The sequence below is a fragment of the Pseudonocardia xinjiangensis genome (genome assembly GCF_012911925.1).
Classification (GTDB): Bacteria; Actinomycetota; Actinomycetes; order Mycobacteriales; family Pseudonocardiaceae; genus Pseudonocardia; species Pseudonocardia xinjiangensis.
The window spans coordinates 56900-77506 of the sequence record NZ_JAAXKY010000002.1 but is presented as its reverse complement, the minus strand read 5'-3'; the positions used below and the strand labels follow the sequence as shown (position 1 = coordinate 77506).

At 69.2% G+C, this 20607-nt stretch carries 18 protein-coding genes; 5 read left to right on the top strand and 13 right to left on the bottom strand.

Features of this window, described 5'->3' with window-relative positions:
- Nucleotides 1-345: 345 nt before the first annotated feature.
- The 3 genes from HF577_RS01450 to HF577_RS01440 all read left to right on the top strand — a co-directional run bounded on the left by HF577_RS01450 (nt 346) and on the right by HF577_RS01440 (nt 3471).
- Nucleotides 346-1668 (top strand): extracellular solute-binding protein, encoded by a 1323-nt coding sequence (locus HF577_RS01450; RefSeq protein ID WP_211173639.1) that lies wholly within the window; start codon nt 346-348, stop codon nt 1666-1668.
- Nucleotides 1665-2558: a carbohydrate ABC transporter permease gene (locus tag HF577_RS01445; RefSeq protein ID WP_169393849.1), complete on the top strand. Its 894-nt coding sequence runs from the start codon at nt 1665-1667 to the stop codon at nt 2556-2558. Before HF577_RS01450 ends, HF577_RS01445 begins: the two co-directional genes overlap by 4 nt.
- A gap of 91 nt (nt 2559-2649) precedes the next feature.
- On the top strand, nt 2650-3471 hold the full coding sequence (locus tag HF577_RS01440; RefSeq protein WP_169393923.1) for a carbohydrate ABC transporter permease: 822 nt from the start codon (nt 2650-2652) through the stop codon (nt 3469-3471).
- Between the two features lie 21 nt (nt 3472-3492).
- On the opposite strand, the gene HF577_RS01435 is transcribed toward HF577_RS01440, so the two are convergent.
- The 8 genes from HF577_RS01435 to HF577_RS01405 form a co-directional block, all read right to left on the bottom strand.
- Nucleotides 3493-4650 (bottom strand): mandelate racemase/muconate lactonizing enzyme family protein, encoded by a 1158-nt coding sequence (locus HF577_RS01435; protein WP_169393848.1) that lies wholly within the window; start codon nt 4648-4650, stop codon nt 3493-3495.
- Nucleotides 4651-4671: 21 nt separating this feature from the next.
- The gene (locus HF577_RS01430) at nt 4672-5208 is read right to left on the bottom strand and encodes an RBBP9/YdeN family alpha/beta hydrolase (RefSeq protein ID WP_169393847.1); all 537 of its coding nucleotides are present in this window, start codon (nt 5206-5208) and stop codon (nt 4672-4674) included.
- Entirely contained in the window at nt 5205-7928 is a 2724-nt protein-coding gene (locus HF577_RS39560) for an epoxide hydrolase (RefSeq protein WP_312858874.1), read from the bottom strand. Before HF577_RS39560 ends, HF577_RS01430 begins: the two co-directional genes overlap by 4 nt.
- 67 nt (nt 7929-7995) lie before the next feature.
- Nucleotides 7996-8658 carry a response regulator gene (locus tag HF577_RS01420; RefSeq protein WP_169393846.1) on the bottom strand — a complete coding sequence of 221 codons (663 nt, stop codon included), beginning with the start codon at nt 8656-8658 and terminating at the stop codon, nt 7996-7998.
- Entirely contained in the window at nt 8655-9746 is a 1092-nt protein-coding gene (locus tag HF577_RS37840; protein ID WP_211173638.1) for a sensor histidine kinase, read from the bottom strand. The genes HF577_RS01420 and HF577_RS37840 overlap by 4 nt, the downstream gene beginning before the upstream one ends.
- A 236-nt stretch (nt 9747-9982) precedes the next feature.
- Nucleotides 9983-10369 (bottom strand): Rossmann-fold NAD(P)-binding domain-containing protein, encoded by a 387-nt coding sequence (locus tag HF577_RS37290; RefSeq protein ID WP_211173637.1) that lies wholly within the window; start codon nt 10367-10369, stop codon nt 9983-9985.
- 18 nt (nt 10370-10387) lie between these two features.
- Nucleotides 10388-10996: an NAD-dependent epimerase/dehydratase family protein gene (locus HF577_RS37285; protein ID WP_246265374.1), complete on the bottom strand. Its 609-nt coding sequence runs from the start codon at nt 10994-10996 to the stop codon at nt 10388-10390.
- Between the two features lie 60 nt (nt 10997-11056).
- The gene (locus tag HF577_RS01405) at nt 11057-11758 is read right to left on the bottom strand and encodes a DUF998 domain-containing protein (RefSeq protein ID WP_169393844.1); all 702 of its coding nucleotides are present in this window, start codon (nt 11756-11758) and stop codon (nt 11057-11059) included.
- 268 nt (nt 11759-12026) lie between these two features.
- On the opposite strand from HF577_RS01405, the gene HF577_RS01395 reads away from it, so the two are divergent.
- Nucleotides 12027-12611: a TetR/AcrR family transcriptional regulator gene (locus HF577_RS01395; RefSeq protein ID WP_169393843.1), complete on the top strand. Its 585-nt coding sequence runs from the start codon at nt 12027-12029 to the stop codon at nt 12609-12611.
- 66 nt (nt 12612-12677) lie between these two features.
- Here the strand turns inward: HF577_RS01395 and HF577_RS39075 are convergent, their stop codons facing one another.
- The 4 genes from HF577_RS39075 to glyA all read right to left on the bottom strand — a co-directional run bounded on the left by HF577_RS39075 (nt 12678) and on the right by glyA (nt 16810).
- On the bottom strand, nt 12678-12800 hold the full coding sequence (locus HF577_RS39075; RefSeq protein ID WP_281359620.1) for a hypothetical protein: 123 nt from the start codon (nt 12798-12800) through the stop codon (nt 12678-12680).
- Between the two features lie 137 nt (nt 12801-12937).
- Entirely contained in the window at nt 12938-14311 is a 1374-nt protein-coding gene (locus HF577_RS01390) for an L-serine ammonia-lyase (RefSeq protein ID WP_169393842.1), read from the bottom strand.
- A 42-nt stretch (nt 14312-14353) separates the two neighbouring features.
- The gene (gene folP / locus HF577_RS01385) at nt 14354-15469 is read right to left on the bottom strand and encodes a dihydropteroate synthase (protein WP_312858873.1); all 1116 of its coding nucleotides are present in this window, start codon (nt 15467-15469) and stop codon (nt 14354-14356) included.
- 12 nt (nt 15470-15481) lie between these two features.
- The gene (gene glyA / locus HF577_RS01380) at nt 15482-16810 is read right to left on the bottom strand and encodes a serine hydroxymethyltransferase (RefSeq protein WP_169393841.1); all 1329 of its coding nucleotides are present in this window, start codon (nt 16808-16810) and stop codon (nt 15482-15484) included.
- Nucleotides 16811-17254: 444 nt separating this feature from the next.
- Here glyA and HF577_RS01375 point away from each other — a divergent pair, with 444 nt between their 5' ends.
- A complete protein-coding gene (locus HF577_RS01375) occupies nt 17255-18046 on the top strand; it encodes an IclR family transcriptional regulator (protein WP_312858872.1) in 792 nt (263 codons plus the stop codon).
- A gap of 454 nt (nt 18047-18500) precedes the next feature.
- On the opposite strand, the gene HF577_RS01370 is transcribed toward HF577_RS01375, so the two are convergent.
- Nucleotides 18501-20261, bottom strand: coding sequence for a BCCT family transporter (locus tag HF577_RS01370; protein WP_169393839.1), 1761 nt, complete (start codon nt 20259-20261; stop codon nt 18501-18503).
- Nucleotides 20262-20607: the final 346 nt, after the last annotated feature.

The following is a 20607-nucleotide window of genomic DNA, read 5'->3' as shown; positions in this document are numbered from 1 at the left end:
GACGAGCGCTCGGTCGCCCGCCGCCGCCCGCGCCCGGAGTGGACGCAGGACTGGCCAGTCGCCGGGCCGCCGTGGCGGTCATCGTCGATCACCCACGCTGCCCACCGCGGACGAGCTGCCTGAGCCCTTGCGGGTCCTGCCCAGGCTGCCCGCAGGGCTCGGCCCCGGCGACGGTCATCGAGAATTTCGAGGAAAATCTGTCCGGAAGGTCGGCTCTTGACGCTGTGATCGCGCTCTCACTAGGGTCCGGTCCGCGCATTGATGTTTCGAAAGTTTCCGACACTGTCGTCCGACGGCCCCTCCCGAGAGGCCGGAACGAGGCGACCCGCAGCAACGGAGATCGACGTGGATCAGAAGCGGGTTTCCCGACGTTCGTTCCTGGCTCTGGCGATGGCCGCACCGCTCGGTGCGAGCGCGCTGGCCTCGTGCGGAACCACCGGCCCGGGCCAGGCTGCCGCTGGTGAGGCCAGTATCTGGTACCTCACCGGCCAGCCTCAGGAAGGCCTTCGCAAGGCCTCTGTCGACGCCTTCAACGCCGCGCACCCCGACGGTCAGCTCGCGGCCACGTTCTTCGAGAACGACGCGTACAAGACCCGGATCCGCACGGCCGTCGGCGCGAACCAGGCGCCCACGGTCATCTGGACGTGGGGCGGCGGTGGCCTGCGCGACTACGTGCGCAACGGCCAGGTGGACGACCTCACCGACTGGTTCGCCCAGAACCCCGAGGTCAAGTCGAAGCGCTTCGAGACCTCGTTCGACGCGGCGACGGTCGACGGGCGGATCTACGCGGTGCCGTGCGAGCAGGTGTCGCCGATCGTCATGTACTACAACAAGGAGCTGTTCGAGCGGGTCGGCGCACAGCCGCCCACCACGTGGGGCGAGCTCATGGCGCTCGTGCCGGTGTTCAACAACGCCGGTGTCGCGCCGTTCTCGCTCGCTGGGCAGTCCCGCTGGACCAACATGATGTGGCTGGAGTTCCTGTTCGACCGCCAGGGCGGCGCCGAGGTCTTCGACGCCATCGCGGCGGGCGAGCCGAACGCCTGGTCGCACCCGGCCGCGATCGCCGGCCTGACGAAGGTGCAGGACCTCGTGCGGGCCGGCGGTTTCGTCAACGGATTCCAGTCGATCGCCGCCGACGCCAACGCCGACCAGGCGCTGCTGCACCAGGGCCGGGCCGCGATGATGCTGCACGGCGCCTGGACCTACGGCTCGATGAAGGACGAGGGCGGCGACTTCGTCTCGAGCGGCAAGCTCGGCTGGACCCAGTTCCCGGCGATCGAGGGCGGCGCCGGCGACCCGACCACCGGCGTCGGCAACCCGGCCTCGTTCCTGTCGCTGTCCTCCCAGGCCTCCGAGGAGCAGAAAGCCATCGCCCGGGACTACTTCGCCAACGGTCTGCTCACCGACGCCGACATCGACGGGTGGGTCGCCAGCGGCGCCGTGCCGATCGTCAACGGCGTCGACAGCAGGTTCTCCGGACCCGACGCGCAGTTCCAGAAGTTCGTCTACGACTCGGCCACCCAGGCGCAGTCGTGGGTGCACTCCTGGGACCAGGCGCTGCTGCCCGGTCCCGCCGACGTGATGCTCAACAACATCGAGCAGCTGTTCTCGCTGTCGATCAGCCCGGAGCAGTTCGCCACCAACATGAACGCGGTCCCCTCCTCGTGACCAGCGGTTCGATCGGTGCCCGGCAGCACGGGTCGCTCACCTGGCTGGTGCTGCCGGCGCTGCTGTTCTTCACGGCGTTCGGGATCATCCCGCTCATCGGCGTTCTCGTACTGAGCTTCACCAGCTGGAACGGCATCGGCGAGATCACGCCCGCCGGGTTCGACAACTGGGTGTCGGTGCTCGCCGACCCCGCCCTGGTGCACGCGCTCGGCGTCACGTTCCTGATCATGGCCCTGTCCTGGCTGGTGCAGACCCCGATGAGCATCCTCGTGGGCGTGTTCCTCGCGGGCGGGCAGCGCTACCGCGCGGTGCTCGCGGTGCTGTACTTCACCCCTCTGCTGCTGAGCTCGGCGGCGATCGCGATCACCTACAAGGCGCTGCTGGACCCCAACTTCGGTCTCGGTGCCTCGCTCGGGGTCCCGCTGCTGGTGCAGAACTGGCTGGGCGACCCCGTGCTGGCGATCGCCACCGTGGTCTTCGTGATCTCCTGGCAGTTCATCCCGTTCCACTCGCTGATCTACCAGGGCGCGGTGCGCCAGATCCCGGCGTCGCTCTACGAGGCGGCCCGGATCGACGGCGCCGGGCGGGTGCGGCAGTTCTTCTCGATCACGCTGCCGCAGCTGAAGTACACGTTGATCACGTCTTCGACACTGATCGTGGCGGGGTCGATGACGCTGTTCGACCTGATCTTCGTGCTCACCCTGGGCGGCCCGAGCGACGCCACCCGGGTGCTGGCGCTCGACATGTACCTGCGGGGGTTCCGCGGCAACATGATGGGCCCGGCGAGCGTGATCGCGCTGATCATCGTCGTGGTCGCGGTGCTGCTCGCAATGGGCATCCAGCGCCTGGGCGGCAAGGACGCGAACGAGAGCCGGATGGAAGGGGCCTGACGTGGCCGCACCGACCAGCGCCACCGCCGACACACGCCCGGCGGCGTCCGTCCCCGCTCCGGGGAAGGCGCAGCCGCCGCAACGGCGCTCCGTGACCGCGGAGCGGCCCAACTACCTCGCGGGCGTCGGGAGCTTCCTGCTGCTCGCGATCATCATCATCCCGATCTACTGGGTCGTCATCACGAGCTTCAAACCGCAGTCGGCCTACTACACGAGCAACCCGATGCTGCCCGCCGAGCCGACCCTGGAGAACTACCAGGCGGTGCTCGAGGCCGACTTCATGAGGTACTTCGCGAACTCCGTGATCGTGACCGTCGGCGCGACGGTGCCCGCGGTGCTGGTCTCGTTCATGGCGGCGTTCGCGATCGTCCGCGGCGGCCGCGGCCGGTTCCTGCGGTTCACCAACACCGTCTTCCTGATGGGGCTGGCCTTCCCGCTGCAGGCCGTGATCATCCCGGTCTACCTGATCATCATCCGGCTGAGCCTCTACGACAGCCACCTCGCGCTGATCCTGCCCTCGATCGCGTTCGCCATCCCGCTGACGGTGCTGATCCTGGCCAACTTCATCCGCGACGTGCCGAACGAGCTGTTCGAGTCGATGCGGATGGACGGGGCCAGCGAGTGGGCCTCGATGTGGCGGCTGGCGTTCCCGCTGACCCGACCGGCGCTCATCACGGTGTCGATCTACCAGGGCCTGCAGGTGTGGAACGCGTTCCTGCTGCCGCTCGTACTCACCCAGAGCTCAGAGCTGCGGGTGCTCCCGCTCGCGCTCTGGGCGTTCCAGGGCGAGTACGGGATCAACGTCCCCGCGGTGCTGGCGTCCGTCGTGCTCGCGACACTGCCGATCCTCGCGCTGTACGTGCTCGGGCGGCGGCACCTGCAGGCCGGGATGACCGCCGGCTTCTCCAAGTGACGGACAACCGGCACTCCCGGGTCAGCCGTGGAACCCGTCCCGTGCGTTCGCGCGCATGTGGTCGGTGTCGAAGTCGACCCCCAGCCCTGGTCCCGGGGGGAGCCTGAGCAGACCGCCGCTGTTGTCCAGGGGCGTGGTCAGGAACTGGTTGTAGCTGCTCAGGTCGTGCCTGCTCGACTCGATCCGGTAGAAGTTCGGCACCGTCGCCATCACGTGCCCGCCTGCCACGAGGTTGACCGGGCCCGCCGCGTCGTGCGGTGAGACCGGCACGTAGTAGGCCTCGGCCATGGTGGCGATCTTCTTCAGCTCGGAGATTCCGCCGGTCCAGGTCACGTCGGGCATGACGAAGTCGGCAAGCCTCTTCTCCAGGACCGGGACGAAGTCCCACCGGGTGTGCAGGCGTTCGCCGACCGAGATCGGCACGCGCACGCGCTCGCGCACCTGCTGGAGGGCGTGGTAGCTCTCCGGCGGCACCGGCTCCTCGTACCAGTGGATGTCGCCGACGTCGTCCAGTGCCTGGCCCAGCCGGATCGCGGTGGGCACGTCGAACCGGCCGTGCGCGTCGATGAGGAGTTCGACGTCGGGGCCGGCCGTCTCCCGGATGAGCGCGGTCAGCTCCATGGCCTGCCGCTCCTCGGCGCGGCTCATCCCGCCCCCGAGGTAGCGGTCGTCGGCCAGCGCCACCCCGGGTTGGTGCGGGAACGGGTCGAACTTGATGCCGGTGTGGCCGGAGTCGACGATCGCGCGGATCTCCTCGACCACCCCCTCGCGGGTGCCGAACCGGCGCTGGTTCGGGTGCGTGTAGATCAGCAGGTGGTCCCGGACCCGGCCGCCGAGCAGGTCGAAGACCGGCAGGCCGAGGACCTTGCCGCGGATGTCCCACAGGGCGATGTCGATCGCGCTCGTGACGTTCGTGCCCGCTCCGCGGCTGCCCATGTAGGTGAAGGCCCGGAAGATCTTGTGCCAGGTGTCCTCGATACGCGCCGGGTCGTCGCCCGCGAGCAGGTCCTTCACCTGCCTGACCATCGCCGCGATGCCGCGGTTGGCCGTGGGCGTGGTCGTGGTGATCTCGCCCCAGCCGCTGATCCCCTCGTCCGTGCGCACCTCCACGAACAGGTACTCGCCCCATCCCGTGCCATCGGACCCGACCAGCCACGGAACCACGTCGGTGATCTTCATCCCACTCCTCACTCGGGAATCTCAGTCGATGAGTCGGTCGATCAGGGGAAATGTTGGGTAGGCCTGGTTCTCGTCGCCGAAGTGGCCGTCGTCGCGGATGATCTGGGTGCCCCCTGCTCGTTCGAACATTGCGCGACCTTGTCGGTCGTCGCAGCCGCTGGGGTCGTTGCGGGAGTTGATGAAGTAGATGTCGCGGACGTGCCCCCTGATCGCCGCCCAGTCGTAGTCGTCCTGAAGGACGGGCTCGTCATTGGTGTTCGGCTTGGTGGAGTAACCGGCGACGAGGATGGCTTGTCTGACCGTGGTGTCGATGTGCTGGAGGATCGCGAGCAGCAGGGCGGCTCCGCCGGAGTGGCCGATCAGCACGGTGTTCTCGTCGAACGTGTGGTTGGCCAGCACCTTCGGCAGGAACCTGCTGATCGGTTCGACGTTGAGGGCGGGGTAGTGCGGCGCTTCCACGGCATATCCGCGCTTGGTCAGCTGCTCACGGAGCCAAGGAAGCCACACCACGTCCGGATGTGCGTCGGTGCCGTGGAAGATGATGGCCTTGCCGGTCATGTCGTCGTCCTGCCAGGGGTGCGGAAGTCGGGGGTTGTCAGGTCGGAACCGGGACGGGCGGTCAGCGTGGCGAAGAAGGTTCGGAGGTCGTTCAGCCACAGGTCGGGCGCGTCGTGGGTGGCGTAGTGGCCGCCGCGGTCGTACTCGTTCCAGGACACGATCCGTGAGTGTGCGCGTTCGGCGAGGTAGCGGATCGAGCCGAGGTCACCGGCGAACTGCGCGACGGCCAGCGGCACCGTCGAGGGTGAGGTCCGGGCCGGTTCACGCGAATGCTCGGCGTAGATGCGGATGGCAGATCCCGCGGTGCCGGTCAACCAGTGGATGGCGACGTGCGTGAGCAGGATGTCGGTGTTCAGACCACCCATGACCTGCGCGTTCCAGCCGAGCAACCCGACCGGTGAGTCGGACAGGGCATGGGCGATCGTCTGGGGCTGTTGGCCGTGGACAGCGCCGTAGGAGGCGTGGTTGTCGAAGAGGTCGCGGAAGTCGGCCAGCGTCCGTGCGTCGCGGCCGGACAACGTGCTCGCCCAGTCGGGATCGTCGGCGGGTGGTGGCACCCAGACCTGTGTGACGTGCGCGCCGATCATCGTCGCTGGTGCGATGTGGGCCAGCTCGGCGCTGATGTAGGAACCCCAGTCGTTCCCCGCTGCGCCGAACTGCTGGTAACCCAGCCGTTCCATCAGCACTGCCCATGCTCGCGCGATCCGGCGTGGGCCCCAGCCGGTGTCGGGTGTGGGCCCGGAGAACGCGAACCCCGGCAGTGACGGGATCACCACGTCGAACGCGACTGTCGGGTCGAGCCCGTGCGCTCGTGGGTCGGTGAGCGGGCCGATCACGTCGAGGTACTCCACCAGCGTGCCGGGCCAACCGTGGGTCAGGATCAGCGGCACTGCGTCCGGTTCCGGCGAACGGACGTGAACGAAGTGGACGTTCGTTCCGTCGATCGTGGTCGTGAACTGGTCGTGGGCGTTGATCCTCGCCTCCCAGCCGCGCCAGTCGTAGCTTTCGAGCCAGTACGTGGCGAGCTCACGAACAGCGGCGACCGGTACGCCGTACCCCTTGTCACCGCCCGCCGGTTCGGGCGCCCAGCGTGTTCCGGTGAGTCGGTTCCGCAGGTCCGCGAGCTCCTGGTCGGGCACTTCCACGCGGTAGGGGCGAATCCGGGTCATCGTTCTCGGGCCGTCGGACGGGAGGCCGTGGTCGCGCGCCGGAAGAACATCAGGCGAGACCGGGCCATCCTGATCATGACGCCAGCATGGCCCGGCCACAGCGATCGGGGCAAGGACTCCCGTACCCGATCCACGGTGACAAAGGTGGATCGGTCGCACCCGAAGACGTCGAGCGCCTGTGGCGAAGAGCGCGCCCGTCACCGCGATCAGCAGGGCGACCGCTATCCGGTCGCTCGGCGTGGTCGCGTTCGCAACCAGGCCGAACACGCTGTGGGCGAGCACGGCGCCGCCGAGGGCGGCCCACCGGTGGTGCACCGTCCAGGACCCGTGGCCGCTCCAGCGCAGCAACAGCTGCGCTGCGCCGAGTCCGAGCAGTGCCGCCACGGCCATCGGGACGAGGACCCACGGTCCGTGGGTGAAGGCCGGCCGGGTCGCCCCGCCGAACGGGAACAGCAGGCCCATGAACCCGGCCACGGCGACTCCGATGGTCACCCCGACCAGGGCGGGTGCGGGTGGGCGGACCGGGGCCGGACGCCACGGCTGCAGCCTCGGCAGAACCCGCAGGGCGAGCACGACCAGGACGGCTTCCAGCCCCAGGATGGCGAGCGCGGCCGGCAGCGGGATGGTGTAGCCGGGATCGATCGAGGTCGGCACCGACAGGCGCAGCAGTGCCGCGCCCAGCAGGGTCACGACGGCGGTGACCACGATCCCGGGGGTGCGCAGGTAGGGGCGGGTGCCGTGCCCGGGGAACAGCAGCTCGACCAGCGCGATCGGGATCAGGACGCTGAACACGACGTGGTAGGGCAGGTTGAGCTCGGTGTAGGCGGTGTTGATCCCGAACACGCGGGGTGCCCACCCGGCGGCCCCGTAGAGGGTCGGGCTGGTCAGGCTCTGCAGCGCGAGGCCCTCCTCGAGCAACCCGTAGGCGATGCCCATCGCCACCAGGCTGGGCCATCCGCCGCCGGCGCGGCGCACCAGTTCGCGGATCAGCAACGCGCCCGCCCCGTAGATCGGGATGTAGAGCAGGACCACCCAGGCCATGGCCACCGAGACGTTGCCGAGCAGGACCTCGGCGATCACCGGGGTGAGCACGACCAGCACGAGCGCCGCCTTGCGGTTTCCGGGCGGACGCGCGGGACGGGTCCGGCGGGGGAAGCTCTCCCGCACCGGGCGCAGGTTCGTGGCCACGACGAGCACGACGAGCAGCGTCAGCTGCGCTGCCTGCAGCACCCGCATCCAGGACGGGTAGGCGCCCGAGATCAGCAGATAGCCGACCGCGACGACGCCGAGCACCGCCAGCGACCGCACCCGCAGGTACGCGCCGCGGCGGCCGCGCACCATCCGGCGGGCGATCCAGACGTACCAGGCCGCGAGGACGACGACGATGCCCGACCGGATCCACACCGTCAGCTCCAGCTGCTCGCGGGTCTGGTCGCTGCCTCGGGCCAGCTGGTAGTCGATCACGTTGTCGCGGAAGGCCACGGTGAGCGCCGCGAACAGCACGCCGAGCGCGAGGTTCGCGATCAGCAGCACCGCAATCCGCTTCACCATGATCGAGACGGTAGGCGTGGGCGGCGCGGACGTCCTCGGTCCGCAGGATGGTGTTGGGTCTGCGACTTCAGGATGAGCCGCGAGGACGGACCAGTCCGACGTCGTAGGCGAACACGACGGCCTGGACCCGGTCACGCACCCCGAGCTTGCGCAGGATGGACGACACGTGGGTCTTGACGGTCGCCTCGGTGATCACGAGCCGCTGCGCGATCTCGGCGTTGGTCGCCGCGCGGGCCACGAGTGCGAGCACGTCCACCTCCCGCTCGGTGAGCGCGGTGAGCCGTTCCGGGCGCGGGTCGTCGCGGGGCAGCACCTCGGCGAAACGGTCCAGCAGCCTGCGGGTGACCGCCGGGGCGAGCAGGGCGTCGCCGCGGGCGACCACGCGTACCGCCTCGACCAGGTCGACCGGTCGCACGTCCTTGAGCAGGAACCCGCTGGCCCCGGCCCGCAGCGCGGCGTAGAGCGGCTCGTCCAGGTCGTAGGTGGTCAGGATGATCACCCGGGACGACGTGCCGGACGCGACGATCCGCTCGGTGGCGGCGATCCCGTCGACCCCCGGCATCCGCACGTCCATCAGCACGACGTCCGGGTTCAGCTGCTCGACCAGCCGCACCGCCGCGTCGCCGTCCGCGGCCTCGCCGACCACCTCGACGTCCTCGCGCGTCTCCAGGATCATCCGGAAGCCGGCGCGGACGAGCTCCTGGTCGTCGGCCAGCAGCACCCTGGTCATGCGGGCTCCTGCAGCGGCAGCCGGGCGGACACCCGAAACCCGCCGTCGGGATCGGGGCCCGTGCGGAGCCGGCCGCCCAGCAGCTCGGCACGTTCCCGCATCCCGACCAGCCCCTGCCCGGCGGCGGAACGCCCGGGCATTCCCCGGCCGTCGTCGTGGACGTCGACCAGCAGTTCGCCCTCCAGCAGCCGCACCGCGACCTGCGCCCGGGTCGCGTGAGCGTGGCGCAGGGTGTTGGTCAGCGCCTCCTGCACGATGCGGTAGGCCGACAGGGCGACACCCGCCTGCACGTCGGTGTGCACGTCGACGTCGAGCGCGACCGGCAACCCGGCCCGCGTCACCGACGCCGCCAGCGCGGTCAGGTCGGCCAGCCCGGGCTGCGGTTCGTCGTCCATGCCGGGGTCCGGGCGCACCGTGCGCAGGAACCGGCGCAGCTCGGCCTGCGCATTCCGGCCCGAGGACTCGATCGCGCCCACCGCAGCGCGGGCCCGCTCCGGGCTGACGTCGAACACGTCGGCAGCCGCCCCGGCCTGCACCACCATCACCGACACCGTGTGCGCGAGCACGTCGTGCAACTCCCGGGCGATCCGCGCACGCTCCTCCAGCACCGCGCGCCGGGTCTCCGCCCGCCGGCGCGCCGACCGGGTCCGGCCGAGCTCACCCCAGCTCCACGCCAGCAGCGCCCCGGCAGCCCACAGCAGAGCCTCGGTCGGGCTCCGCCCCAGCAGCCACACCAGCGCCGCCAGCATCCCGGTACCGGCCAACACCCACAGCGACCACCGAGGCCGGCACAGCCAGGCCACCGTGCACAGCGCGACCAGCGTGATCCCCGGACCCACCACCGGGTACAACAGCTGGATGCCCGCCCCGGCGGTGATCACCACCGCCGCCGCCCGCACCGGTGCCCGGGCCAGGAACCACATCCCTCCCGCCTGCACGGCGAGCAACCCCACCATGGCCGCGCGACCCCACCACGGCGCGCCGACAACCGGGTCCAGCAGCAGCGCCGGGCCCTCCGCCGCCACACACGCCACCACCAGCAGCACCCGCGCACCCCGCGAAAGCCGCGTCACCACCTCGACGGGCACGCCGCAAATGGTAAGACCGCGCCGACCACCCGGCGCTGCCAACATCGAAGATGAGCTTGCCTACGGCAGTCGACGTGCCTGCTGCTCCGCGACTGCTGGATCGAGCCCGGCGGTGCCTGCGGCCGCAACGCGCTTCCCGCGGACCGGTCAGCGCGTGAAGCGCGGCTCCGGATCCGCGGCGACCGGCATGTCCGTCACGAGTGTCGGTGCATGCTCCCCCGGTCCCGGCCGGCTGCTCACCCGAGTCCGTGGCCGATGAGACTTTCGGCGCACTCGACGACGGTCTTCTCGGCGGGGCGTGGCGTCCAGCCCAGGATCTGCTGTGCCTTGTGCGTCGTGTGCCTGTTCCGGCGGCCGAGCGAGACGGTGATCGCCTTCAACGACGGGTCGAACAGCGACGTCAGCCGGACGAGGACGTTCGGCAGTTCCCGCTCGGAGACCTTCGCCGCATCGTCCCCGAGTGCGGCCTTGAGAGCGCGGGCGATGTCGGCCATCCAGATGAACGGCCCGCTACCGAGGAACCGTTGACCTGCCGCCTCGGGTGCGGTCATGGCGCGGATGTGGAGATCGACGAGATCGCGGACGTCGACGACTTCCAGACCGATCTTCGGGGAGCCACGCATCTCTCCACGGAGCATCCGCTAGATGAGCGACGCCGTGCCAACGTCATTCGGCGTGAGGACGGGGCCGAGCACCGCACCGGGCAGCACCGTGGTGAGTTCGGTCAGACCCTCGTGGCCGGCCATGAAGTCCCATGCCGCCTTCTCCGCGATCGTCTTGGAACGCCGGTAAGCGGGCAGGGACGGGTCGTCGACGGTCCACAGCGTCTCGTCGGTGACACCCTCAGTCCGGTAGGACATGGGACTGGCCGCGTTGGCGGCCGAGGTCATCACCACACGTTTCACCTGCGCACGGGTCGCCGCGCGCAGCACGCGCAGCGCACCGTCGCGAGCGGGGACGATCAGCGCGTCGGCATCCTTGTCGTCTCCACTGCCCAGCGGTGACGCGACGTGCAGGACGAAGTCGACACCGGCCATCGCGGCATCCCACCCGTCGTCCCTCGTCAGGTCGGCGTGCGCGAAGCTCAGCCGCTCACCCGGATCGACCTCGGCGGATACCGCGTCGATCACCGCCTGCTCCCGCGACGAGGAGCGAACGGTCGTGCGCACGTCGTGGCCGCGCTGGAGAAGGGCGACGATCGCCCATCCCCCGACGTAGCCGGTTCCCCCGGTGACCAGTACCTGAGCCATGTCCTTCACTCACTCCTTTCGCCGTGTGGAGTGACCGGCCTGGCGCCGGCCACCGAGTTCCTACCGGCCGGCGGCGGCCGGCTGGCGGTGTGAGATGTGTCGAGCGATGAGACCGCGGCCGAGGAGAACCTGGCCGATCATGATCGGGTAGATCACGGCGCGTTCGAGCAGACCGATGTTCCACATCCAGCCGGTGAACACGTCGACCATGAACACCGGGAACGCGACCAGACCGAAGAGCCCCAGCACGATGCTCGCGATGCGGCGACTACGCCCCAAACCGATTCCGGCACCGTTGACGCCGACGACGATCACCATGATGTTCCCGGCGAGCATCACACCCTGAGCACCGAGGCTGTGCAAGGCGATCAGGCCGTTCGCGACGTTCGCGTTCGATCCCTGGACGATCCCCACGAGCGACACGCCGACACCGGACAAGATCGCCAGCACGACGATCGTGATCGGCCGCAGTCCCTGGCGCAGGTCGAAGGCGAGCAACGCGCCGACGATCAGCAGGACGCCGTAGAGCACCCAACCGGTGTCCATGACGGCCCCCAGCGGGGAGTCCGCCACCTGCCCGAACGCCACCTGCCTCGGACCGGTCAGCCCCAGATGACTGACCCAGTTGTAGAACGGCGAGTAGTGCGGATTCTGCCAGGCTGCGGCCGTGATGAGCTCGGCGCCCCACGCCACCAGCGGGCCGACGAAGAGCAGGACCGCTCCGCCCCGGGCGGCAACGCCGGGGCGAACGATGGAGCTCACTTCAGCGCCGTTCCCGTGACCATGATCGCCTTGCGAGGCAGGCCCCTCCCGTTCGGTCCCGGTCGCGTCGGGTGCCGCACCGTGGTGGCGAGCACCACGTCGTCGCGGTTCGCGAAGTCCTTCGGCGCCCGTCCAGCCGCTGGTGCCGAGCTTCACGTAACGCATGGGGGGTGTCTCCCTCGGTCCGCCACTAGCGGAGAACTCTCCGCAAGTTGCCCGAAACTAGCGGAGGATTGTCCGCGAGTCAAAGGCGGTGCACTATCTGGCCATGACCGACCAGACGCCGAGCACCTACGGCACGCAGCGCAAGGCCGCCGCGCGCAACCGGGTCGCGATCATCGAGGCCGCCCACGACCTGTTCGCGGACAACCCGCTGGTGCCGCTGAGTGAGGTCGCCAAGCGGGCCGGGGTCGGCGCGGGGACGCTGTATCGCCACTTCCCCACCCGTGAGGACCTGATCCTGGCGGCCTACCAGCACGACATCGAACGCATGACCATCACCGCCGACGAGGTACTGGCGCGGCACTCATCGGCCAAGGCCGCGTTCGTCGAGTGGTTCGAGACCCTGTCGGCCTACATCCGCATCAAGCACGGCCTCGGTGACGCGCTGCACAGCGCCGCGGCCCAGGACGTGATCAGCGCCTCCTGGGCGCCGACCACCGCCGCGGTGGCGAAACTGGTCGACGCCTGCGTGGCCGAGGGCACCATCGCTCGCGGGCACGATCCGGCGGACATCATCATGTTGATGAGCTTCCTGTGGCGCGTCGCGAACAACGACGACGGCGTGGCCCAGGGACGACGCCTGATCGCTGCGGTGTTCTCCGGCCTGCAGGAGTCACCCCGGCCGGAATGAGCGCCCGGCGATCCGTCGGCGCCACCTCGGCGACAGCAGGAAGTCTCGGGGACTCCCGGCGCGCCCCTACGGGGCGGGGGCGCGCAGCCGGTCCAGCAGTGCGTTCAGGGTTACGAGGTCCTGCGGACTGAAGTCGGCGAACCTCACCTCCAGGCCGGCGACGTTGACCCCGGCGGCCTCGTCGAGCATCGCGCGACCAGCCTCCGCGAGATCGACCGTCCCAATAGTTCCTTCGGCGGCGGCCGCCCCGCTTTGCCTGTCGACGTGCGGTAAAGACTACAAGACGGTCTCATGCAGTTCCGAACGTGACCTTCGCGCCGAGTTCCTCAGCACTCGACGATGTTGAGAGCGAGGCCGCCCCGGGCCGTCTCCTTGTACTTGTCCTTCATGTCAGCCCCGGTCTCACGCATTGTCTTTATCGCCTTGTCCAGGGAGACGTAGTGACTGCCGTCACCGCGTACGGCTAATCGAGCAGCGGTGATCGCCTTGATGGATGCGATGGCGTTTCGCTCTATGCAGGGGATCTGCACGAGGCCGCCGACGGGGTCGCAGGTGAGTCCCAGGTTGTGCTCGATACCGATCTCGGCGGCGTTCTCGACCTGCTGCGGAGTGCCTCCGAGAACCTCGGCGAGCCCTCCGGCGGCCATCGAGCAGGCTGAGCCCACCTCACCCTGACAGCCGACCTCGGCACCGGAGATCGAGGCGTTTTCCTTGAACAGCAGCGCGACCGCCGCAGCGGTGAGCAGAAAGCGGACCACGCCGTCTTCGGAGTAGGAGCCCACGAAGTCGCGGTAGTAGTGCAGGACGGCGGGAACGATGCCGGCGGCTCCGTTTGTGGGCGCGGTGACCACGCGGCCACCGGCCGCGTTCTCCTCGTTCACGGCCAGCGCGTAGAGGGTGACCCACTCCATCGCCCGCAGCGGGTCGTGCTCGTCGCCGCAGGACTCCAGGTTCTCCCGCAGGGCGGCTGCCCGCCGCCGGACCCGCAGCCCGCCCGGCAGCACCCCGGTCTCCTGGGTGCCGCGCTCCACACACTCCTGCATCACCGACCAGATAGCCAGCAGCCCCGATCGGACGTCATCCTCGCTGCGCCACGACACCTCGTTGGCCAGCATGATCTCGCTGATGCTCAGCCCGGTCTCCCGCGCGCGCTGCAGAAGCTGCCCAGCGGTGGTGAACGGGTATCGTACGGGCGTCGACTTCTCAATGATGACGGGACGGCCCGCCTCGTCCTGGTCGAGAACAAACCCACCACCGACCGAGTAGTACTCGCGTTCCAGGAGCGTCCGCCCGTCACCGTCCATTGCGGCGAAAAGCATTCCGTTGGTGTGGAATAGGAGCCGCTTGCGCCGGTGCAGGACGACGTCGTCGCCGACGGCGAAGGCGATGTCGTGCTTTCCGCCCAACCGCAGTGCTCCGTTGGCGCGCACGACCGCGACCCGCGGCTCGGCGGCCGTGGGGTCGATGCAGTCCGGTTGCTCGCCTTCGAGGCCGAGCACAACGGCCTTCACGGTTCCATGCCCATGCCCGGTGGCACCGAGCGAGCCGAACATCTCCGCCCGAACCCGAGCGGTGTGGGCGAGCAGGCCGTCGGATTCCAGGCGAGTGACGAACGAGTGCGCGGCCCGCATCGGTCCGACCGTGTGGGAGCTTGATGGCCCGATGCCGACCTTGTACAGGTCGAAGGCGCTGATGGTCATGTCTGCCTTCCCCAAAGGAGCCAGGTTGGTACGCGGAGCGGGCTACGGCGGTTCCTCGTGGTGCTCGACGGCGGCCAGCACCGCCAGCACGTCGCGGGTGGCGGCGACGTCGTGGACGCGGAAGACGCTCGCGCCGCGCTGGGCGGCGATCATGGCGGCTGCCACCGAACCGGTCGACCGTCCGTCCACGGGACGCCCGGTGACTGCACCGATCATTCCCTTGCGGGACAGCCCGACCATGATGCGGACGCCGAGTTCCACCAGTTCGTGCAGCTCCCTGAGGAGCCGCAGATTGTGATCGAGGGTCTTGCCGAACCCGAATCCGGGATCTACCACGAGCTGCCCGCGGTCCATGCCGACGCGCTCGCAGGCCCGTAGCCGCTCGGCGAGGAACTGTTGGACATCGACGACGACATCGTTGTATACGGGGTGGTGCTGCATGCGGTCCGGCTCACCCAGCATGTGCATCAGGCAGACCGGTAAATCGAGCTCAGCGGCCGCCGCGAGGGCGCCGGGCAGACGCAGTGCCCGCACGTCGTTGATCATCGTTGCTCCAGCCCGTGCCGCTTCCCGCATCACCTCCGGCCGGGACGTATCCACCGACAGCGGGACAGCGACGGACCGGGACAGCGACTCGATGACCGGTACCACCCGGGCCAGTTCGTCCTCGACGGTCGGCGGCCGAGCACCCGGTCGGGTCGACTCGCCTCCGACATCGATCAGGTCAGCTCCCTCGGCCGCGATTCGGCGGCCGTGCTCCACCGCCGCGGCGTAATCGGTGTAGCGGCCGCCGTCGTAGAAGGAATCGGGGGTGACGTTGAGAATCCCGCACACGAGAGCGCGCGACGAGGCGAGCACCGCAGCCGCCGGAGTGGACGCCGCAGCGCGGGTCGAGGGGGGCCCGGTAGCCGGCAGGGGCAGCCAGCCGCGTCCGTCGCGGTCCACACGCTCGGACTGGTTGCCGCGCCGGCCCAGCTCCGTGCGGCCCGCGCTGCCGATCACCTGTCCGGCCATCGGGTGTTCATCGCTTCCTGCCGCCGCGCCTGGCTTCGAGGCGGGCGAGGGGGATGCGGAACGGTGAGCAGGAGACGTAGTCGGGGCCGACGTGGCGGAGGTAGTAAATCCCGAGGTAGATCGAGAAGGGCCGGACCGGGTCACTGTCGACCAACGTCATCGCCAGGTCTCCTTCAGCATCGGGTAGAGGGGGTGGGCGGCCGCCACCGCCGCTACGCGGTCGCGCAACGCATCGAGCGCGCGCTCGCCGGTCGACGGACGTAGCGCCTCGGCGACGATGTCGGCGACCATCGCGAACGCGGGCGCATCGAGGCCCCGCGCGGCGAGCGCCGGTGTCCCGATCCGGACACCGGAGCTGACCATCGGCGGCCGGGGGTCGAACGGCACGGCGTTGCGGTTGACGGTGATGCCCACCCGCTCCAGGCGGTCCTCGGCCTGCTTGCCGTCAAGCTCTGAGGCCCGCAGGTCGACCAGGACCAGGTGCACGTCGGTCCCGCCGCTGACCACACCGATGCCGGCGGCACGAGAGTCCTGAGCGAGCAGGCGGTCGGCGAGCAGCCTGGCGCCCTCGATCGTCCGCAACTGACGGTCGCGGAACGCGTCACCCGCAGCGAGCTTGAACGCCACGGCCTTGGCGGCGATTACGTGCTCGAGGGGGCCGCCCTGCTGCCCTGGGAAGACATTGGAGTTGAGCTTCTTGCGCAGATCCGGCTCACACTCCGTGGCCAGGATGACCCCTCCGCGCGGCCCGCCGAGCGTCTTGTGCGTGGTGGAGGTGACGACGTGGGCATACGGCAGCGGCGACGGGTGCAGACCTGCGGCAACGAGCCCGGCGAAGTGCGCCATGTCCACCATCAAGTAGGCGCCGACCTCGTCGGCTATCCGGCGGAAGGCGGCGAAGTCGAGGTGGCGCGGGTAAGCCGACCACCCTGCGATGATCATCCTGGGCCGCTGTTTGCGGGCCAGTCGCTCCACCTCGTCCATGTCCACGAGGTGGTCGTCCTCCCGGACGTGATACGCCGCGACCCGGTACAGCCGGCCCGAGAAGTTCAGTCGCATGCCGTGCGTGAGGTGGCCGCCGTTCGCGAGGTCGAGACCGAGGATGGTGTCGCCGGGGTGCAGGAGCGCGGCCATGGTGGCGGCGTTCGCCTGGGCGCCTGAGTGCGGCTGCACATTCGCGTAGTCGGCGCCGAACAGGGCCTTGAGGCGGTCTATTGCGAGCTGCTCGATGACGTCGACGTGGTCGCAGCCGCCGTAGTAGCGACGCCCGGGGTAGCCCTCGGCGTACTTGTTGGTGAGAACCGAACCTTGGGCCTGCATGACGGCGAGCGGAGCAAAGTTCTCGCTCGCGATCATCTCCAGGCCCGACTCCTGGCGCGCCAGCTCTGCCGAGATCGCCATCTGTACCTCGGGGTCGGTCTCGGCCAGGCTCCGGCTCAACACCGGGTCAGCGCCGCGGCGTGGCTTGGTCGTCTGCACGGCCATTACTCACCTGTCCCATCTCGGGAGTTTCGCGACCCGGACCTTGTTCCGCGCCCGTGACCGCGTCCGGCGGTGACCCCGGGACGGGCGTGGGGCCACGACGCGTGTCCGACGTACATATCGAGGTGCCAGGTGACCCACTCGTGGAACAGGCCGATGTGGTGCTCGCTGGGCACTGAGCACCCCGCCGGTGGCGTACGCCCTCGAGCTGGCCGCGAACTGGCACCCCTCGGCGGTGGCGAAGTCCTGCTCGCAACCCGGTGAATTCGATGGGTGTCGATGTGACGAGACGCCTTGGCCGTGGCGCGGAGAGAGAGGCTCCGTCGACAGTGCTGTGTTCCACATTATGCAACCAATCGCGATCAGCGCAACGTGATGGTAAGTTTGCGCCGCGGTCGTGTCAAGGCTCCTGCTCGGTCGCGGTGGCTGGGGTATACAGCCCGGAAGGTGGCGAACAGTTCAGTGAGCGGTGGCAGCGAGTCCGGGCGGTCCCAGGTCCAGTCGGTGGATCGGGCTATCGCGGTCTTGCACCTGCTCGCGCAGCGGGGGGGTACAAGGGTCACTGAGGTGGCCGCCGAGCTCGGCGTGCACAAATCAACGGCATTCCGGGTGATCTCCGCGCTCGAGAACGGAAGCCTCGTCGAACAGGACGGCGAGCGGGGCAAGTACCGCCTCGGGCTGGGCGTCCTCCGACTGGCGGCTGCAACGGCCGCGCGACTGGAGTTGCCGACCGAGAGTCGGTCCGTGTGCCGGCGCCTGGCCACGGAACTGGGCGAGGCGGTCGACGTCGCGATCCTCGATAGCGGCGAGGCGACGAGCATCCTCCAGGAGTACGCACCGTCGGCGATCACTGGTCGCAACTGGCTCGGTCAGCGCACTCCGCTACACGCGACCGCGAGCGGCAAGATACTCCTGGCCTGCACGGACCCTGTGACCCTGAAGAAGGTTCTGGCTTCCCAGCTGCATCGCTACACCTCGCACACCGTTACGAAGCCGACACTGCTGAAGGCAGAGCTGGCGAAAGTGCGTGAGCAGGGTTGGGCCTCCACGGCCGAGGAGCTCGAGATCGGCCTCAATGCCATCGCCGCACCGGTCCACGACGGAACCGGGGAGGTGGTTGCTGCGGTTGGAGTGTCCGGGCCCGCCTACCGGCTCACAGCCGAGTCCTTCCCCGCCGTGGCTGTACACCTCGTCGAGGGCGCCAGGGAAATCAGCGCCCGGCTCGGCCACTTCGGTTAAGGGCCTTTGCAGTCGCAGCACAGGCCCCGCGTCGATACCGCTGACGGCGGCCACCTGGAGCATGCCGGTCACAGGCATGACGCCCGGTTGAGCCGCATTCACCGGAGCGTTACCACCTGCGCAGCCTCCTCGAGCCGGCCCCGGTCGGCTGCCACTTGCCGGAGCACCTGGTTCGCGCCGTATCGAGTCACGGCTCGCTCGGCCATGAGCGCGCGACGAGCACCGAGATTGCCGAGTCGATGGGCGCGCGGTCGACCGTGTGCACGCACTTCGTGGACGATGGGCGCGAGGAACCCGAAGCAGGCCCAGCACGACGAGCAACGCGGGCGGCAACCCCAGTGACGGAGCATCACCAGTCGGCCGGAGCCTCAGTCGATGAAGTGCGCGTGCGCCCTTCGTCGGGCCCGCGCGCTTGCTTACCTGGCCCTGTCGGCCAGGTCGACGCGCGACACGGCTAGCCGGGTCCTTCTCTCGCGCCGGACCCGCCGGTCACTTCGCGCCGTCCCCGGATCTGGGGGGCGGACGCCCGATCCGGGTGCGGTTTGACCGGGAGGTAGAAGCGGTCGCCGTAGTTCTGCGTGCCGAACTCGACGGCCTGCTCGATGGCGGTGGTGCAGCGGTGCGTCCGGCGCATCAGTGGGTCGTTGCGCAGGTCCTTCGTCAACGCCACGCACATCAGGACCATGACGAGCACGAACGGTGCCGCCATGATGATGGTGATGTTCTGAATGCCGGACAACGCGTCATTCCCGCCGACCAGCAGCATGATCGTTGCGATGGCGCCGAGCACGGCGCCCCAGAACACGACGATGCCGCGCGAGGGATGGATGGTGCCACCCTGCGACAGCGTGCCCATGACTACGGATGCCGCGTCGGCGCCCGACACGAAGAAGATCGCAACCAGTGTCATGGCTACTATGCCGAGCAGGCCGCCGAGGGGCAGGGTGTTCAGTAGCCCGAAGAGTTGGCCCTCGATGGACTGCGACGCGAGGTCGATGCCGCCTCGCTGGGCGGCGATCGCCGCGCCGCCGAAGACCGCGAACCAGAGCAGGCTCACCGTGCTCGGGATGAGCACGACGCCCGCGATGAACTGGCGGATCGTGCGGCCGCGGCTGATGCGCGCGATGAACATGCCCACGAACGGCGTCCACGAGATCCACCAGGCCCAGTAGAAGACCGTCCAGCCGGATAGCCATTCGGCTGTGGCGTCACCGCCGGTCGCCGCGGTGCGTGCGGCCATCTGGGCAAGGTTGCCGAAGTAGTCTCCGATCATGGTGGGTAGGAGGTTGAGGATGAAAACGGTCGGTCCGCCTACGAACACGACGATCGTGAGCACCGCGGCCAGCACCATGTTGATGTTCGACAGCCATTGGATGCCTTTGGCCACCCCGGTGACGGCAGAGGCGATGAACGCGATGGTCAGCACCACGATGATCGCAACGAGCAGCCCCGTGCCGACCGAGGCCATGAACCCGCCCGCCACCAGGCCGCCGCCGATCTGCAGCGCCCCGAGCCCGAGCGAGGCGGCTGAACCGAACAGCGTCGCGAAGATCGCCAGGATGTCGACGGCGCGCCCGAACGCGCCGCTGGAGCCGCGCCGGCCGAACAGCGGCGCAAAGGTGGAGCTGATCAGCTGGCAGCGCCCGCGTCGGAAGGTGCTGTAGGCGATAGCCAGGCCGACGACGGCATAGATCGCCCACGGGTGCACAGTCCAGTGGAACAGCGTGGTCGCCATTGCGACATCAAGCGCCTCCGGTGTTCCAGGCTGCGCCGTGCCGGGCGGGGGCGAGACGAAGTGCGACAAGGGCTCGGCGACGCCGTAGAACATCAGGCCGATGCCCATCCCGGCGCTGAACATCATCGCGATCCAGGAGACGGTGCGGAATTCCGGCGGCTCGTTCTCGCGGCCCAGCGGGATCCGGCCGTACTTGCTGAACGCCAGCCACAGCGCGAACACGACAAAGCCGCTTGCGGCGAGCACGAAGGCCCAGCCGCCACCGGTCATCAACCCGCCGAGCACGGTGCTCGCCACCCTGCTCAGCGTCTGGGTGCGGAGCGTGCCCCAGGCGATGAACGCGATGACGAGCACGGCGGCCACACTGAAGATCACTCGGTCGACTGGGTAATGCTCCTCAGCCGAGGCGGCGAGCGACGGTGGCTCGAACGGTGGCGGAACCCCAGCGTCGGCGTGCTCGTGGTGGTGGGGTAATACCATGGCGACAGCCTCCTCGCGACGTACGGGTCGGACGGTCGGTTCGTGGGGCCGAAGTGAGATGGAGTGTGCCAATAACGCCGATTGCAACTGGACAGGTCAGGCAGACGGCATACATGTCAGTGCCCCTGTGCAATCCGCTTCGCCAGGTGCGGCACCTCCGCGCTGGACGCCGGATTGACTCCGTGCTCGTACGTTCGCCATCCCAATCGCCGGCGCCCGCCGACCCCGAGCGCGATCTTCTCGACGTCGTGCGCGGCGTCGATGACGATCCCCCTCGTGGGCGTGGCCGACGATCCACATGTTGAGGTCGACGTCCCACGGGCCACCGTCGAGGGAGAAACGACGG